Raw genomic sequence first — 15,239 nt, 5'->3', positions numbered from 1 at the left:
GTGCATCCCTTGTTTCATCCCCTGCCGGGGCTGACTCACTTTCTTTGTCTTGCCAAAGAAAGTAAGCAAAGAAAGGCGCGCCCGAGATGGCGAAAGATTCCTTGAATTTATGTCGCAGGGAGGGGAAGGGAAAAACTCGCTGCGCTCAGACAGTTTCCCTTCCTTTTTCCTCCCTGCAACAGAAATTCAAGGCGCCATCTAGGGCAGGGTACGGCCACACCGGCGAAGCACAAACGCAGTAGTGGGTGCACAGCAACGCGCGAGGCAAAGCAGTGAGACCGGGTGGAGACCGCGAGCGAAGCGAAGCAGCACACCGCAACAAACGAAACTCCGACAGACCACGCAAACCACCGTTTTGGCCTTTGACGTTCCTGCCCTAGATGGCGCCTTGGATTTTTGTTGCGGGGAGGATCAAGAGGGGAGGCCTGTCTGAGCGCAGCGAGTTTGCCTCCCCTCCCTCCCCGCGACACAAATCCAAGGGGGTGTCGCCATCTCGGGCGCGCCTTTCTTTTGCTTACTTTTCTTTGGCAAGACAAAGAAAAGTAAGTCGGTCCCGGCAGGGAACGAAAGGGGGATGGACCACCAACATCAAACCCAGCAGTCCACCAACCTCACCTCAAATCATCCAACGCCAAATTCACCTCCAACACATTCACAGTAGCCTCCCCAAACACCCCAAGAATCGGCCCCTTGGTGTTCTCAGCCACAACCCGCTGAACCACTTCCACCGACAGGTGCCGCGCCCGCGCCACCCGCTCCACCTGATAGGCCGCAGCAGCCGGACTGATGTGCGGGTCCAGCCCACTCGCAGAAGCCGTGACAAGATCAGCAGGAATCGGCGCACTGTTCGTCGGGTCCGCTTCCTTGAGCGCCGCAATACGTGCCTTCGCCGCCTCCGTCAACGCCGGGTTGCTCGGCCCAAAGTTCGAACCACCCGAAGCCTGCGCGTTATACGGATTCGGCGCAGTCGCCGAGATCCGCCCCCAGAAATATTCCGGGGTGTCAAAGTTCTGCCCGATCAACGAAGACCCAACAGCCTTGCCGCCACGCTCAATGATCGAGCCCCCGGCCTGCGCCGGAAACAGCGCCTTGCCGATGCCCGTCACCACCACCGGATACAGCACCCCGGTGATGAGCGACAGCCCGACGAAGACCACCAGCGCCGCACGCAGCAGCCCACCTTGTTGCGGCACATCGCTCTGCACGGTTTGCGTTGTGGTTGCCATGAATGCACTCCTTCCTTAAACCCAGCCCATCGCGGCCAGGAACATGTCGATGAGCTTGATGCCCGGGAAGGGCAGCAGCAGGCCGCCCAGGCCGTAGACCAAGAGATTGCGGCGCAGCAGCGCAGCGGCCCCTAGCGCGCGGTACTTCACGCCCTTGAGCGCCAGCGGAATCAGGAACACGATGATCAGCGCGTTGAAGATCACGGCGCTCATCACGGCCGATGCGGGCGTCGCCAGATGCATCACGTTCAACGCGGCAAGCTGCGGATACGTCGTCGCAAACGCAGCCGGGATGATGGCGAAGTACTTCGCCACGTCGTTGGCGATCGAGAACGTGGTGAGCGAGCCGCGCGTCATCAGCATCTGCTTGCCGATCTCGACAATCTGGATCAGCTTGGTCGGGCTGGAATCCAGATCGACCATGTTGCCGGCCTCCTTGGCGGCCTGCGTGCCGCTGTTCATGGCGACGGCCACGTCGGCCTGTGCCAGCGCCGGGGCATCGTTGGTGCCGTCGCCGGTCATGGCAACGAGGCGGCCTTGCGCCTGCTGCTCGCGGATGAGCGCGAGCTTGGTCTCGGGCGTGGCCTCGGCAATGAAGTCATCAACGCCGGCTTCGGCTGCGATGGACGCGGCGGTCAGGCGGTTGTCGCCGGTGATCATCACCGTCTTGATGCCCATCTGGCGCAGCTCGGCAAAGCGCTCACGAATGCCGGCCTTCACGATGTCCTTCAGCTCCACCACGCCGAGCACGCGGTCGTTGTCGGACACCACCAACGGCGTGCCGCCTTGGCGCGCGACGTCATCCACGGCTGTCGACACGGCATCGGGAAACTTGCCGGCCAGCAACGTCACATGCGTGCGAATCGCATCGGCCGCGCCCTTGCGGATCTGGCGTGCCGAGTCCCCCTGCGCGTTCTGCCCAACATTGATGCCGCTCATACGCGTTTGCGCAGAGAAGGCAACGTACACCGGCTGCGTCTTCGCCAGCGCGGCTTCATCGATGGACGCCTCGCCCAGGTTGCGCGCGAGCGTGACGATGCTGCGGCCTTCCGGCGTTTCATCGGCCAGCGACGACAGCCACGCGGCCTCGGCCAACTGCTTGGCCGTCACGCCCGGCGCGGGAATGAAGCGCGACGCCTGGCGGTTGCCGTGCGTGATCGTGCCGGTCTTGTCGAGCAGCAGTACATCCACGTCACCGGCGGCTTCCACTGCACGGCCCGAGGTGGCGATCACGTTGGCCTGCATCATGCGGCTCATGCCCGCCACGCCAATGGCGGAGAGCAGCCCGCCAATGGTGGTCGGGATCAGACACACCAGCAGCGCGACGAGCACGGTAATCGTGATCGGCGAGCCGGCCTTCATCGCGTCGACCGAGAAGATCGAGTACGGCAGCAGCGTGACGGTCGCCAGCATCAGGATGATGGTCAGGCTCACCAGCAGGATCGTCAGCGCCAGCTCGTTGGGCGTCTTCTGGCGCTTGGCGCCTTCCACCATCGAGATCATCCGATCAAGGAAGCTCTCGCCGGGGTTGGCCGTGATGCGCACGACGATCCAGTCCGACAGCACGCGCGTGCCGCCCGTCACGGACGAGAAATCCCCGCCCGATTCGCGGATGACCGGAGCCGATTCGCCGGTGATGGCGCTTTCGTCCACCGAGGCCACGCCTTCGATAACCTCACCGTCGCCGGGCACCATGTCGCCGGCTTCGATGAGGACGATGTCGCCACGGCGCAGCGCGGTGGCGGCGCGTGCTTCTACGCGCGATTTGGCACCATCGTGGCGATGCGGGTCTGCCAACACCTTCGCCTGCACCGTGGTCTTGATGCCGCGCAGCGATGCGGCCTGCTGCTTGCTGCGGCCTTCGGCCAGCGCTTCGGCAAAGTTGGCGAACAACACCGTGAACCACAGCCACACCGATACGGCGAGGATGAAGCCCGCCGGCGCTTCGGCCTGGCCGCGTAGCGCCATGATCCACAGGATGGTGGTGAGGATGCTGCCGACGTAGACGACAAACATCACCGGGTTCTTGGCCTGCGCGCGCGGCGACAGCTTGCGGAAGCTGTCGATAATGGCGGGCTTGACCAGCGCCGACGAGAACATCGACAGTTTGCGCACATCCTTGGCGGACAGCGTCGTATGTGTGCTGCGTGCGTGCGGCTCGGCGGCCGCAGCAGTACCAGTACCGGCGCTCGGCTCAAGCTTGTGCTTGACCGTACGCACAGCCGGTTCGGATTCGGGATAACGGATAGCCATAAGGCACCTGTTGATATGGGGTAGACGACTCGCCGTGCGCTTAGCGTGCGAGGTGTTCTGCGATCGGACCGAGAGCAAGGGCCGGGATGTACGTGAGCGCGCCCACCAGCAGCACCGAGCCGATCAGCAGCACCACAAACAGCGGCCCATGCGTGGGCAGCGTGCCGGCCGTCACGGGCAGGCGCTTCTTGGCGGCAAACGTGCCTGCCATCGCCAGCACCGGCACGATGATCCAGAAGCGGCCCAGCCACATCGCAATGCCCAGCGCCACGTTGTAGAAGGGCGTGTTGGCAGACAGGCCGGCAAACGCGCTGCCGTTGTTGTTGGCGGCGGACGAGAAGGCGTACAGCACTTCAGAGAAGCCGTGCGTGCCGGGGTTGAAGATGCCCGCCTTGCCCTGCGTGACCACCACGGCGATGGCCGTGCCCACCAGCACCAGCAGCGGCGTTACGAGGATGGCGATTGACGTCATCTTCATCTCGAACACCTCGATCTTCTTGCCCAGGTATTCCGGCGTGCGGCCGATCATCAGGCCCGCAATGAACACGGCCAGGATGGCGTACACCAGCATGCCGTACAGGCCCGAGCCCACCCCGCCAAACACCACTTCGCCCAGCTGCATCAGGAACATCGGCACGAAGCCGCCCAGCGCCGTCAGCGAGTCATGCATGGCGTTGACCGCCCCGCACGACGCTGCCGTGGTGATGGTGGCAAACAGCGACGAGGCCACGATGCCAAAGCGCGTTTCCTTGCCTTCCATGTTGCCCACGGCCTGGTCGATGCCGAGGTTGGCGAGCATCGGGTTGGCATGCAGCTCGGCCCAGGCCAGGAACGTGGCGAGCGCCACAAACAGCACCGTCATCGCCGCCAGCACGGCCCAGCCTTGCCGGCCATCACCCACCATGCCGCCAAACGTAAAGCACAGCGCCGCCGGGATGATGAAGATCGCCAGCATCTGCACAAAGTTGGTCAGCGCGTTGGGGTTCTCGTACGGGTGGGCGGAGTTGGCGTTGAAGAAGCCGCCACCGTTGGTGCCGAGCATCTTGATCGCCTCCTGCGACGCGACCGGGCCCATCGGCAGGGTCTGCGTTTGCGTGGTGGCTTTCTCGGTGACGGGGTTGCCTTGGGCATCCTTGAGCGGATTGCCCTGCGCGTCCATCTTCGGGTTGTCGTACGTGGTGGCGGTGACGGTGGTCACCTCCTTGTAGCCGTCGAAGTTCTGGATCACACCCTGGCTCACGAAGAACACCGACACCAGAATCGACAGCGGCAGCAGCACATAGACCGTCGCACGCGTGAAGTCGACCCAGAAGTTGCCGATGGTGTTGGCCGAGTGCCGCGCAAAACCACGGATGAGCGCAATCACCACCGCAATGCCGGTGGCCGCAGACAGGAAGTTCTGCACCGCCAGACCGAGCATCTGCGTGAGATAGCTCATCGTGCTTTCGCCCGAATAGCCTTGCCAGTTGGTGTTGCTCACAAAGCTGATGGCCGTGTTGAAGGATGAATCCGGCGTGATGGCACCAAAGCCCTGTGGGTTGAGCGGCAGCCACTGCTGCGCGCGTTGCAGCGCATACACCGCCAGCGCGCCCAGCACGTTGACGACGATGACGGCCAGCGCATAGCGCTTCCAGCCCATCTCGGCCTGCGGGTTGACGCCGGCCACGCGATAGAACAGCCGCTCGACGGGGCCGAGCCAATGTGCGCGCGATGGCTTGTCACCAAACACGCCGGTCATATACGCGCCCAGCGGTTTGGCCAGAACCAGCAGCACGACCAGGTAGATCGCCAGCTGGAGGAGGAACGCATTCATGGTGTGCCTCGCAGTGTTGTTAGAAGCGTTCGGGCCACAGCAGGGCCACGAACAGATAAACCAGCAAGGCCACCGTGATGGCCCCGGACAGCACATAGAGCCAGGTCATTGCTGTTTCTCCATCGCGTGCGTGGTGGGTTGGTCTTTGGTGGCAAGCCGGCCGGAGAGGGCGAGCAAGCCGCCCACTGCCAGGGCCAGCACCGCAAGGCCGGCGAGATAAACGAGGTCCATTTGCGCTCCCCTTTCCTTCAGGTCGTCTTGGTCAGAACGTCTTGGTCACGGCCAGCAGCGCGGTGGCCTTGCCCATGTAGTTGCCGCGCGTGTTGGTGTACGCGGCGCGTGCAGCGTTGGTGTCGATGTACGCAAGCGATGCCGTCCAACCGCTGCCGAAATCTTTCGTCACGCCCACCTTCCAGTCGGCATACGACGTGCGCACCACCTGATGCGGCACCTGCTGGTAGCCCACGTGCAGGTTCAGCGTCAGGCCCCAGAAGCCGGTGTCGAAGTTGCCCGACAGATCGAAGTACTGGCTGTGGTGGCTGTCGGCAAAACCGAACAGGTTGGAGAACGCGTGCGAGTACTTGAACGAGACCGGCCCATAGCCGATCTGCGCATAGCCCTCGGTGGTGTGCGGGCGCGTGTAGCCGTCGGGGTAGCTGCCCGGGTAGTAGTACTGCAGCACGCCCACATCAATCGGCACGTCCTTCATCAGCTCGGTCTTGTAGCCGCCGTAGAAATCCATCTCGATGGGGGCGGAGACGTTGGGGTTGGAATCCCCCAGCCAGCTGATCGACGAGTTCCAGTTGCCCACGTAGAAGCCGTTGGGCAGCGCGTAATCCACACCGCCCTGAATGGCAGGCTTGTTGTTGGTCTGCATGAGACCGCGATAGCGGTACTGGCTGGCCAGCGTGACGTTGGCCGTCAACGGGCTGGCGGGTGTAGCGGCGGGGGCCGGCGCAGCGTCAGTCGCCTGCGCAAAAGCGGCCGCGCTCGACAGCGCTGCGGCACAGAAGACAACGCCACCGATGACGGTGGCGTGCAAAGAAACCTTGGCTTGCATGGACCTTTCCCTTGTTGTTTTGGGTGCCGCCCGGCCCGGCGCAGGTGCGCGTCAACGGGGTCGGATGCGGCGTGCAGGCAGGCTCCCGTCACAGGGCCTGCGTGCAGTGCAACAGTAGGGAAAGGGGGATAAAAACGGGGTAAAGGTTGGGGGGGAGGGGTGTAAACGCCGTGTAAACGATTGCCTTGGCAGCAGGCTGTCTGCAGGCGAGCGATCGCATTATTTCGCAGGCTCAATGACCAAGACCGCTCTTGGCGATCTGCTGTTCCACGAATTGGGCAAACAAGGCATGCATGTGCGTCGTCGGATGCAAATCGTCGGCAAACATGTACGTCTGATCGGCGTTGGCCGTTACGTAGGTCGCCGGCGAACATAGCAATGCTGTCGCACGAGGCGTTTTCGCGGGGTCGCAGGCGACACCGGTGTTTGACACGACAAAGCCGTTGGCCTGAAAGCCAGCGACGATCTGGTTCACCCAGGTATAGGAATCGACCTGGATGACCTTGCCTTGCACACCATTGGCCTGCAGGGCAGCGTTTAGGCTGTCGTTGAATATCTGCGACAACTGGGTCAGGTTGGCTCCGCCATCGCCCGCGGTGACGCCTTTGGGCGATAGCCCAACGTTCGGAACATTGACGACGACGACATGTGAGGCGCCGTTCTGCACGATCCGCGCAATGATTTGCGCAAGGATGGTAGCCGCCGTCTGCACGATCGGCGTCGCGGCGGGCAATGCTCCGGCGCGTAGCACGTCATTCGAGCCAGCCCAGACAAGCACCAGTTGATTCGCGTTGAAGCTCCCATGGGTAGCCAGGTAGCTTGAAACCTGCTCATTGACGGGCATTTCAACGTTACCGATCACGTCGGTAAGAAAGTCGTAGAGGTTGGCCGGCGTTGCTACCGTCGCGCCCCCCTCCGCGTAACCGAGCCCGCCTTGCGCAGTCAACGCATGTGTAATGCCGATCGTGAACGCCGGGCTCAGCGTATCGCCGTAGTATTGCGCGACGTTCTGCGTCCACACTTGCCCCGGGTTGGTCGTGAAACGCCCACCACCCACCGCGCTTGCGATCGGCGCGTACGTCCCGACATCCGACAGGCTGTCGCCGAACGAGACGACCTGTAGATGAACGCCGCTTGCCGGCGCTGCAGCGCCAGTGCCGCTATCCGAGCCCTCGCCCCCCCCGCCGCATGCACTTAGTAGCGCAATCATCACGGCAAGCATGGCTGCACAAACCTTGTGATTGATTCCTTGCATAGCGCCTCCCTTGCCAGTCGGCCGGGTCGTTGCATTCACGTTGCGGGAAGATTGCCTGCCTGTTGATCGCTGGTGCGATGGGCACTTTCGTTCAGCATAGAAGATGCCCGGAACGCTGCTGAAAGCGGAAATGCCACCCGAGAAGGGCGATGAGACACCTCTGCTCGCTTTATCAGAGAAGCCATTGGTGCAAAGAAATGGTGGATGCGGGATCTAGGTACTGCCCTCGATGGCGTAGTGCACAAACGAAAATGCCGCCTAGGGGGCGGCGTCTCTACGCGCAGCAACTTCGAATCACCTCACTCTACCGTCGCCGCCCCTCCTTGCTCCTCGGCGACTTAGTAAACCGCACCGGCAGCGCCTTACGCGCGGCATCCAACCCTTCACCCTTGCCGGCCACCTTGAGGAAGGCATACCCTTGCAGCACGGCATTCATGACATCGCTGCCTAGCGGGAGCTGCGAAGAAAAAAACCCGCTGGCGCGGGCTACAGAGGGCTGTTGATATCCCTCAGTTATGCACAGAGCTTGGGGCTCCCGAGGCGATTCGAGCTGACGCCCTGTTCAGCGGCCGGCATGATCAGAGCGCGATGCACCTGCGGCGGGATTCGGACCTTGAATTCGCGGCCGTAGGTACGGTCAGCAATCGGGGCGTGGACTGTCTCCCCATTCGCCTCCATGTCGCGCACCGCTTCCGCAACAACCTTGCGAATGCCGGCGAGCGCACCTTCCGGCGTGGCAGCGAGCCACGAGAGCGACGGAAATTCTGCGCAGAGGCCAACGTGGTCCCCATCTTCAGGGGACCACGTCACTCGGTAAGTGAAGTGGTCTTGCCTCATGACTTTTGCTCCTTGAGTCTGTGGATGGCATCCAGAACCTGCCGTACCTGATAAGCCTTCGCCATTCCGGGATCGTTCCTTCACTACTGCGGCCGCTTACCTGTACTCCCAGGTGTCGTCGATTTTGATGATCTTCCAGGCAGCATCCACTCGCTTCATGAACACCAGCACATGCACTGGGTCTTGCGAGCCAAAAGAGACTGGCACAACTGCAACATCGCCCAGCATCAGTGCGCGTTGCACTTGCATATGGGCAAGCCAGTCGCGGCTATCGTAGTCCTGCACCTTCAGAAAATAGTCCACGCCATTTGGCGGGCCGGCGTGTGCGTAGTCGTTGCGCAACCGGGCAACGGTATCTGTGGCGACATAGCGCTCAATGTCCGGTTCGCGCAGCGGATACGTTTGATCCGAATCGTGCTGAATGAACCAGGTGTAGAACGAGCTGGCTGCGGCTTCTGGCGTGTTTTGCGAGACGGCCGCCTGTGCAGCGCACGCCGACGAAACCGCGACGGCGCAAACCACAGCCATGAGCAGGGAAAGGAAGCGGGTCATGAGCTTGCCTCAGTGATAACGGTAGATCTTGTAGGCCGGTTGGGCGCTTCTGTACGCCGGGCCAGGATAGAAGCCGTGTAGCTGCTTGAAGTCCGATATCCAGTGGGAGCCATCGTAGATCGCCATGTGCCCGTGAGGATGACCGGGGGCGGGTTGAATCACGATCACGTCTCCCTTTACCGGTGAACCTATCGCCTCATGAAACCCCGCCGCCAGCAATGATGGGCCGTAGTCCTTTGCAGAACGGGTGCGCTGCAAAGAAATGCCGCCCCATTCAATCGCCTTGCGCACGTATTCTGCGCAGCGGCCCACACTATTCGGCTCGATATTGCTTGCTGCATAGTTTGCAGCCAAGATGCCGTCATACATTGCGTGCTCCTGAGAAAGTTGGTGAAGGACTTTCTCTTTTACGGGGTGCGCATCGGCAAATGCATGAGCCGTTTCTGAAAATTCAACCGAGGTCGAAGACCTCCTTGCAGCTGGGATTGATCGTGACTATTTCAGCTTGCCGAGAACGGCAATGTGAAGGCGATGCACAACAAGCTAGGACATGCGGGCATGGAACCTCAGGAGCATTTGTGAAGCGATTGGTAGCGTTGTTCTTCGGATTGTTTTCGCTCAATGCGCTTGCTCAGATCCCAGAATCAGTCGTGAGAAGCTGCATGCTTCTGGAAAGTAGCGGCCCGGACGTCGAATACAGCGAGCTTGATAGCAACGGAACAATCAGCGACGACGAAATCCCTGGCTACTCGCTTTTTTCCTATGCTCGTCATGACGTAATTTTCGGCTATGCGACGGCAAACAAGGGATCGCGTGACCTGATCGTTGTTGGAGCGATGCGGGTTCCGATTTTTCGAGCAACGAGGCTAGGAAGGGATCGCCCACAGCGTATTGATTCTTCAAAAGCGATTTATTCTGTCCTGACCAAGGCGCATAAAAACTACTTCTGCATTGCGTCGAATTTCGGCGGACTGGGTCGGAGCGGATCATTCCAAAATGTTCGGCAAGCCTACATAGCACCGTTGAAAGTCGCTCATAGCGGTGGTCGCATGGAAGCGGTCTATTACGGTGTGCGGGATATTCGGAATTTCGAAAACAAGGCGAAATAGAAAACCGGGCGATGCCCTAGGGGGATTCACTGCATGGAAGCCGCGCAAGGCGGCTTCCGTCACGTGCAGCAACTACGCCTCGTGTCACTCGACGACAGTCTCGCCCTCCTTCCTCCTCGGCGACTTAGCAAACCGCGCCGACAACGCCTTACGCGCCGTATCCAGCCCTTCGCCTTTGCCGGCCACCTTGAGGAAGGCATACCCCTCCAGCACGGCGTTCATGACATCGCTGCCTAGCGCGAGCTGCGAGTCGGCCATCCGTTCCTGGATGCGGTTCACGCGCACCAGGCGGCTCCGGAGCTGGTCGAACGCCGCCAGGTCGCGGCGGACTTCCGCAAGGTTGAAGTTGGCAGGCAGCACGTTGGGGTTGTTACCCAGCACCTCGACCGCCGTACGGGCGAACGCCTCGGACTTGTCGCCCATTTTGTTCAGGAACCGGCGCTGCTCGATCGACAGGTCGATCAAGCCGGTGAGCTTGTCCTCGATCGTCTTGAGGGCACCATCCAAAGCGGCCAAATCTGCTGCGCTGAGTTGAAGTGAAATCAGGTTCTGCGACATTGCATTCCTTTTTTAGGGGTTGGCAACGTCATGCCGGGGGGCACGACGGCCGCAGATTGGACGTTGCTTGGCTCAGCAGCAATGGTTCGCCACCCCTTTTCACAAATTGCCCACGTCGATGGGGTTCTGAACGCCATCGATGCGGTTTGGAACGCCATGGCCCCGGGTTCGGAACGCCAAGTGTGAGGTTCTGAACCTCGCGGTTGGGGTTCAGAACCCCATGGGTGAGGTGCCGAACCTCAACCGAGAGGTTCAGAACTTCATAGGGTCGCGTTCTGAACTCCACCATCCGAGTTCAGAACGCCATGCGTGAGGTTCGGAACCACACGATTGCGGTTCCGAACCTCAAGGTTGCAGTTGCGAACCCCACCGTTGCTGTTGGGGACTCCATTGGCTGCAAATCAGACGCTAAAGCCGACCCCCATCGCTATAATTCCCCCGCTGCCGCACCAACGGCAGCACGGGTTTAGCGATCCGTAACTCTCCGAAGAGGCCGCCGTCACACGCGGCAGGCCTCAGCACACTCGCGCGCTTTCTATGGCGGGCCGGGTGGGGAGACCTTCGGGTCTACCGGTTTTCTCGGAGAGCCGGATCGCTAACCCCATCGTCGGGCCCGCCTCCCTCGTTTAGCGACGAAAGTCGGGCCTTTCACCATCTCCGAGAGGTCCTTATGTCTACCAGTGAGCAGACGGCGCGGAGAATCGCGTCTTACCCATCTCCCCCAACAGCACCACCCAGCCCAACGCCCACGTCCTCCGACACAGGCAGGCTGACCAAGAACCGTACCTACCTGAACGGCGCCATCGCAGCACAGGCGTATCTCAAGCGAACGCGCACCGCCATGTGCACACACGGCCAATGCCGGCCGGGCATGCTGCGCGAACAACTTCAAGTGTTCTCGACGCAGTCATTTCCACCGGCCTTCATCAAAGGCTTTGTGGATGCGATTGATGCCTACGTATCGATGTCGCTCGGGGGGCGCGATGTCGATCCGCAGACGTGGGATGTATTAGCTGCCATTGAGCGGCGTGGCTACGGCCAATAACAACGGATTGACGCATTCCCGTGACGGGCGGGAATGCCGGAGCGGGTAGGGCGCAGTGAAGTCGGCTGTGGCCAAAGGAAAGCCCCAGGCTGCTCGCCTTCCGGCCTCTAAATCAGGACAACGAAACCACGGCTATCCCGATGCGGCGGCTTCATTCCCGACCTAGCCTCTCTCGGGGATAGAGACTTCAGCGACTGATCGGATACGGCAGCTACCGCCCGAGCAAGAAAGGGCTCGGTGAATGTCGTATCGCATGGGAACACGTCATTGGCTGCCGTGTTGATCGGGGTCAATTCCTGTTTCCGCGCCCCGCCAAGATGGTCTGGTACGCATTTCCAGAGCCGTTCATGCAGTTCATGACGGCGCTGTTCCATGGCATCGATTTCCACACACTGCAGAGTGGAAAAGCAACGCTCGGGAGCACGGCCCATGCCGATGTCATCCTTGGGGTCTGGGCGCTTGTTGCGGCGACCTTCTTCGCTTGGCTGAGCGCAAAGCTTCCGCCAGAAAATTGAATCGGTGGCTTGGCGCGGCAGCATGGCAACTGCTGCCGGAGTTAAATAGTTAGCCGACGCAGACGCAGAGCATTCGATACCACCGAGACTGAACTCAGGCTCATCGCCAGCGCTGCGATCATGGGTGACAGCAGCAACCCGGTTGCGCTGTAGAGAACACCAGCGGCAAGCGGCACGCCCAGGGCGTTGTAGACAAACGCAAACCCAAGGTTTTGCTTCATGTTGGCGATCGTTGCCTCGGACAGGTTCCGCGCCCGTGCGATGCCGCGCAGATCCCCCTTCACGAGCGTGACCTGCGCGCTATTCATGGCGACATCCGTGCCCGTGCCCATGGCAACACCGACATCGGCCTTTGCCAACGCGGGCGCATCGTTAATCCCGTCGCCGGCCATGGCGACCGTCCGGCCTTCGCTTTGAAGCTTCGTCACGAGTGCCAATTTGTCGGCGGGCCTGACTTCCCCGTGAAATTCGTCGATGCCCAGCGATTGAGCGACCGCTCTGGCGGTTGCCGTGCCGTCACCAGTGGCCATCACCACACGAATGCCCGCTTCCTTCAATTGCGCCAACGCTTCCGCCGTTGTCGGCTTGACCGGGTCGGAGACGGCAAGCAGACCAGCAAGCCTGCCGTCTGCGGCTAGGTACATAACACTCGCGCCTCGGGCGCGTAGCTCGTCTGCGGCGTGGGCCAGCGGAGCTGAATCGATGCGTTCTTGTTCCATCAACACCGTATTACCCAGCGCCAGCTTCTTGCCGGCGACAGAACCGCGTACGCCAATGCCGCTGCTGGATTCGAAGTGATCTGCGTTCTGCAAAGGCAGTCCGCGCCCTCTGGCAGCCTCCACAATCGCCGCAGCCAATGGGTGTTCACTGCCTTGATCCAGACTGGCCGCCAAGCGAAGCACTTCCACGTCGTCAAAACCGTTGGCGCCCACACTGCGTTCAAAAGCAGGCTTGCCTTCGGTGAGCGTTCCCGTCTTGTCGACCACCAGGGTGTCAACCTTGCGCAGGTTCTCGATGGCGGCGGCATCCCGAAACAAGATACCGTTCGATGCGCCCTTGCCGCTCGCCACCATGATCGACATTGGTGTGGCAAGACCCAGCGCACATGGACAGGCGATGATCAGCACGGCAACCGCGTTGATGAGGCCATACACCCAGCTTGGCTGCGGCCCAAAGAAGCCCCAGGCAAAGAAGGTCAGCACGGCAACGGCCACCACAGCGACAACGAAACCGCCCGCGACCTTGTCCGCCATGCGCTGCATGGGCGCCTTGGAGCGCTGAGCCTGCGCAACCATCTGGACGATCTGCGAAAGGACGGTTTGGAATCCCACTTTCTCGGATTCGATGATCAAGCTTCCCGCCGTGTTCATCGTCGCGCCAATGACGTGGTCACCCACCCGCTTGGTAATGGGGATGGGCTCGCCGGTAATCATGGATTCATCGAGCGAGCTTGTGCCTTCGACAACGATACCGTCGGTGGGCACCTTCTCGCCCGGTCGCACGCGCAGCCGGTCGCCAACGTGTACATGGCTCAACGGTACATCGGCTTCGGTGCCGTCCGCGTTGATGCGCCGGGCTGTCTTGGGAGCAAGGCCAAGCAGTGATTTGATGGCGGCAGACGTCTGCGACCGCGCCTTCAGTTCCAACAGTTGGCCCACCAGCGTGAGGGAGATGATGACCGCGGCCGCTTCAAAGTAGACGCCAATCCGGCCATGGTCGGTGAACGTTTCAGGAAACGCACCCGGCACCACGGTCGCGACCACACTGTAGATATATGCGGCTCCGGTTCCCAACCCGATCAGCGTCCACATGTTCGGACTGCGATGCATGAACGAACGTGCGCACCGCTGGAAGAAGGGATAACCCGCCCACAGCACCACGGGTGTCGACAGGACCAGCTCGACCCAGCTTTGTTGCGAAGCATCCATCCAGCCGTATCGGTGTCCGAACATCGCGAGGATGAACGCTGCAATGGTGAGCGGCAGCGTCCACCAAAAGCGGCGCTGGAAGTCGATAAGTTCCGGGTTCTCTTCTTCGCCCAACTCCGGAATGACCGGCTCCAGCGTCATGCCGCAGATCGGGCAATTCCCTGGGCGGTCCTGCCGGATTTCAGGATGCATTGGGCACGTGTAGACGGTGCCTGTTGTGGACTCCGCGCGGACGGGCACGGCAGTGTCTTTTTGTCCGTCAAGGCGATGACCGGCGTGCCGACCATGCGAGTGCGTGTGATCGTGCTCGGCTGCGTGGATGTGGCGGTGCTCTTCCATCGACATCGGCTCCTATCAGTTCGCATGCTGCCAAATGCACTAGCTTGAGGGGCAACATGCGTTTCCGGTGCTCAGGAAACGATAAACCCTCCCATGCGGGGAGGGTCAACGGTGAGCGTTGCGCCAGCGCAGCACTGCGCGACTCGACCATCTACCTACTTCGACATCATGCCGCCCATTCCGCTACTCATGCTGGGCATCAAAGTCGGCATTGCGTTGCTGCACAGCCGTTACAGCTCGATGGGCCCGCAGCGAGCGCCAGAGAAGCCCACATGCATACGACGGCGGTCGAGGCGGTTGCAATAAGGGGCCGTCCGGTGTTTGAAATGATGACCATCCTTGAGTGTTATTTGCTCCAGATATCACACTGCCAATGTAGAGGACGGAGGAAATGCGCCGTTGATGCACGTCAAGCCGTCTCTGGATGCGCCTGCGTGGAGTGCGCGCGAGCGATCGTCTGTTGCGCTAGCGCCCTGGAATGGCCCTGACGTCAACGCACAGAATCAGAAGTTGGAACGGGCCCCCATCGCTATAATTCCCCCGCTGCCGCACCAACGGCAGCCGGGCGTAGCAACCCGCATAGCATCCTTAGAGAGACTGTCGCGCCAGCGACGGTCCGCCTTCGTTCGCTTGTGTTTTTCATGGCGGGCCGGGCGGGGAGACCTTCGGGTCTGCCGGTCGTTCTCTAAGGGCCGGTTTGCTACCCCCGCCGTCAGGCCCGCCACCCCGTGTAGCAACGAGATGGCGAG

15 protein-coding genes are annotated in these 15,239 nt (G+C 61.2%); 3 read left to right on the top strand and 12 right to left on the bottom strand.

Annotated elements, in window-relative coordinates; all coding sequences use genetic code 11:
* Positions 1-611 precede the first annotated feature (611 nt).
* The 10 genes from kdpC to ACTJK6_RS22240 all read right to left on the bottom strand — a co-directional run bounded on the left by kdpC (position 612) and on the right by ACTJK6_RS22240 (position 9,365).
* The gene (gene kdpC / locus ACTJK6_RS22285) at positions 612-1,226 is read right to left on the bottom strand and encodes a potassium-transporting ATPase subunit KdpC (protein WP_440840203.1); all 615 of its coding nucleotides are present in this window, start codon (positions 1,224-1,226) and stop codon (positions 612-614) included.
* A 15-nt stretch (positions 1,227-1,241) separates the two neighbouring features.
* Positions 1,242-3,479, bottom strand: a complete 2,238-nt coding sequence (gene kdpB, locus ACTJK6_RS22280) for a potassium-transporting ATPase subunit KdpB (RefSeq protein WP_440840202.1) — start codon at positions 3,477-3,479, stop codon at positions 1,242-1,244.
* Between the two features lie 40 nt (positions 3,480-3,519).
* Entirely contained in the window at positions 3,520-5,292 is a 1,773-nt protein-coding gene (gene kdpA, locus ACTJK6_RS22275; protein ID WP_440840201.1) for a potassium-transporting ATPase subunit KdpA, read from the bottom strand.
* 19 nt (positions 5,293-5,311) lie between these two features.
* The gene (gene kdpF / locus ACTJK6_RS22270) at positions 5,312-5,401 is read right to left on the bottom strand and encodes a K(+)-transporting ATPase subunit F (protein ID WP_037026363.1); all 90 of its coding nucleotides are present in this window, start codon (positions 5,399-5,401) and stop codon (positions 5,312-5,314) included.
* Positions 5,398-5,523, bottom strand: a complete 126-nt coding sequence (locus ACTJK6_RS22265; RefSeq protein ID WP_004628489.1) for a hypothetical protein — start codon at positions 5,521-5,523, stop codon at positions 5,398-5,400. The genes kdpF and ACTJK6_RS22265 overlap by 4 nt, the downstream gene beginning before the upstream one ends.
* Before the next feature lie 31 nt (positions 5,524-5,554).
* Positions 5,555-6,352, bottom strand: coding sequence for a TorF family putative porin (locus ACTJK6_RS22260; RefSeq protein ID WP_440475798.1), 798 nt, complete (start codon positions 6,350-6,352; stop codon positions 5,555-5,557).
* 232 nt (positions 6,353-6,584) lie between these two features.
* The gene (locus ACTJK6_RS22255; RefSeq protein ID WP_440840200.1) at positions 6,585-7,607 is read right to left on the bottom strand and encodes an SGNH/GDSL hydrolase family protein; all 1,023 of its coding nucleotides are present in this window, start codon (positions 7,605-7,607) and stop codon (positions 6,585-6,587) included.
* 513 nt (positions 7,608-8,120) lie between these two features.
* On the bottom strand, positions 8,121-8,444 hold the full coding sequence (locus tag ACTJK6_RS22250; protein ID WP_440840199.1) for a type II toxin-antitoxin system HicB family antitoxin: 324 nt from the start codon (positions 8,442-8,444) through the stop codon (positions 8,121-8,123).
* 96 nt (positions 8,445-8,540) lie between these two features.
* Positions 8,541-8,996, bottom strand: coding sequence for a DUF3828 domain-containing protein (locus tag ACTJK6_RS22245; RefSeq protein ID WP_316880732.1), 456 nt, complete (start codon positions 8,994-8,996; stop codon positions 8,541-8,543).
* Positions 8,997-9,005: 9 nt separating this feature from the next.
* Positions 9,006-9,365 carry a CHAP domain-containing protein gene (locus tag ACTJK6_RS22240; RefSeq protein ID WP_440840198.1) on the bottom strand — a complete coding sequence of 120 codons (360 nt, stop codon included), beginning with the start codon at positions 9,363-9,365 and terminating at the stop codon, positions 9,006-9,008.
* Positions 9,366-9,574: 209 nt separating this feature from the next.
* Between ACTJK6_RS22240 and ACTJK6_RS22235 the strand changes: the two genes are divergently transcribed.
* On the top strand, positions 9,575-10,105 hold the full coding sequence (locus tag ACTJK6_RS22235; RefSeq protein ID WP_440840197.1) for a hypothetical protein: 531 nt from the start codon (positions 9,575-9,577) through the stop codon (positions 10,103-10,105).
* Between the two features lie 84 nt (positions 10,106-10,189).
* Here the strand turns inward: ACTJK6_RS22235 and ACTJK6_RS22230 are convergent, their stop codons facing one another.
* A complete protein-coding gene (locus tag ACTJK6_RS22230) occupies positions 10,190-10,663 on the bottom strand; it encodes a hypothetical protein (RefSeq protein WP_316880728.1) in 474 nt (157 codons plus the stop codon).
* A 670-nt stretch (positions 10,664-11,333) separates the two neighbouring features.
* Between ACTJK6_RS22230 and ACTJK6_RS22225 the strand changes: the two genes are divergently transcribed.
* Positions 11,334-11,708 (top strand): hypothetical protein, encoded by a 375-nt coding sequence (locus tag ACTJK6_RS22225; RefSeq protein ID WP_440840196.1) that lies wholly within the window; start codon positions 11,334-11,336, stop codon positions 11,706-11,708.
* A 347-nt stretch (positions 11,709-12,055) separates the two neighbouring features.
* Positions 12,056-12,223, top strand: a complete 168-nt coding sequence (locus ACTJK6_RS22220; RefSeq protein WP_440840195.1) for a hypothetical protein — start codon at positions 12,056-12,058, stop codon at positions 12,221-12,223.
* A 41-nt stretch (positions 12,224-12,264) separates the two neighbouring features.
* Here the strand turns inward: ACTJK6_RS22220 and ACTJK6_RS22215 are convergent, their stop codons facing one another.
* On the bottom strand, positions 12,265-14,490 hold the full coding sequence (locus tag ACTJK6_RS22215) for a copper-transporting P-type ATPase (RefSeq protein WP_440840194.1): 2,226 nt from the start codon (positions 14,488-14,490) through the stop codon (positions 12,265-12,267).
* Between the last annotated feature and the right edge of the window lie 749 nt (positions 14,491-15,239).

It is taken from the genome of Ralstonia sp. 22086, from assembly GCF_052045975.1.
In the GTDB taxonomy this organism is placed as follows: Bacteria; Pseudomonadota; Gammaproteobacteria; order Burkholderiales; family Burkholderiaceae; genus Ralstonia; species Ralstonia wenshanensis.
Note: the sequence above shows the minus strand (reverse complement) of the source record. Positions and strands in the feature narration are given on the sequence as shown.

Excerpts from the sequence above, each read along its gene's own strand:
- kdpC (WP_440840203.1), bottom strand. The coding sequence starts at position 1,226 with ATGGCAACCACAACGCAAACCGTGCAGAGCGATGTGCCGCAACAAGGT.
- ACTJK6_RS22225 (WP_440840196.1), top strand. The coding sequence starts at position 11,334 with ATGTCTACCAGTGAGCAGACGGCGCGGAGAATCGCGTCTTACCCATCT.
- kdpF (WP_037026363.1), bottom strand. The coding sequence starts at position 5,401 with ATGACCTGGCTCTATGTGCTGTCCGGGGCCATCACGGTGGCCTTGCTG.
- ACTJK6_RS22230 (WP_316880728.1), bottom strand. The coding sequence starts at position 10,663 with ATGTCGCAGAACCTGATTTCACTTCAACTCAGCGCAGCAGATTTGGCC.
- ACTJK6_RS22255 (WP_440840200.1), bottom strand. The coding sequence starts at position 7,607 with ATGCAAGGAATCAATCACAAGGTTTGTGCAGCCATGCTTGCCGTGATG.
- ACTJK6_RS22250 (WP_440840199.1), bottom strand. The coding sequence starts at position 8,444 with ATGAGGCAAGACCACTTCACTTACCGAGTGACGTGGTCCCCTGAAGAT.
- ACTJK6_RS22240 (WP_440840198.1), bottom strand. The coding sequence starts at position 9,365 with ATGTATGACGGCATCTTGGCTGCAAACTATGCAGCAAGCAATATCGAG.
- kdpA (WP_440840201.1), bottom strand. The coding sequence starts at position 5,292 with ATGAATGCGTTCCTCCTCCAGCTGGCGATCTACCTGGTCGTGCTGCTG.
- ACTJK6_RS22260 (WP_440475798.1), bottom strand. The coding sequence starts at position 6,352 with ATGCAAGCCAAGGTTTCTTTGCACGCCACCGTCATCGGTGGCGTTGTC.
- ACTJK6_RS22245 (WP_316880732.1), bottom strand. The coding sequence starts at position 8,996 with ATGACCCGCTTCCTTTCCCTGCTCATGGCTGTGGTTTGCGCCGTCGCG.
- kdpB (WP_440840202.1), bottom strand. The coding sequence starts at position 3,479 with ATGGCTATCCGTTATCCCGAATCCGAACCGGCTGTGCGTACGGTCAAG.
- ACTJK6_RS22215 (WP_440840194.1), bottom strand. The coding sequence starts at position 14,490 with ATGGAAGAGCACCGCCACATCCACGCAGCCGAGCACGATCACACGCAC.
- ACTJK6_RS22220 (WP_440840195.1), top strand. The coding sequence starts at position 12,056 with ATGCAGTTCATGACGGCGCTGTTCCATGGCATCGATTTCCACACACTG.
- ACTJK6_RS22265 (WP_004628489.1), bottom strand. The coding sequence starts at position 5,523 with ATGGACCTCGTTTATCTCGCCGGCCTTGCGGTGCTGGCCCTGGCAGTG.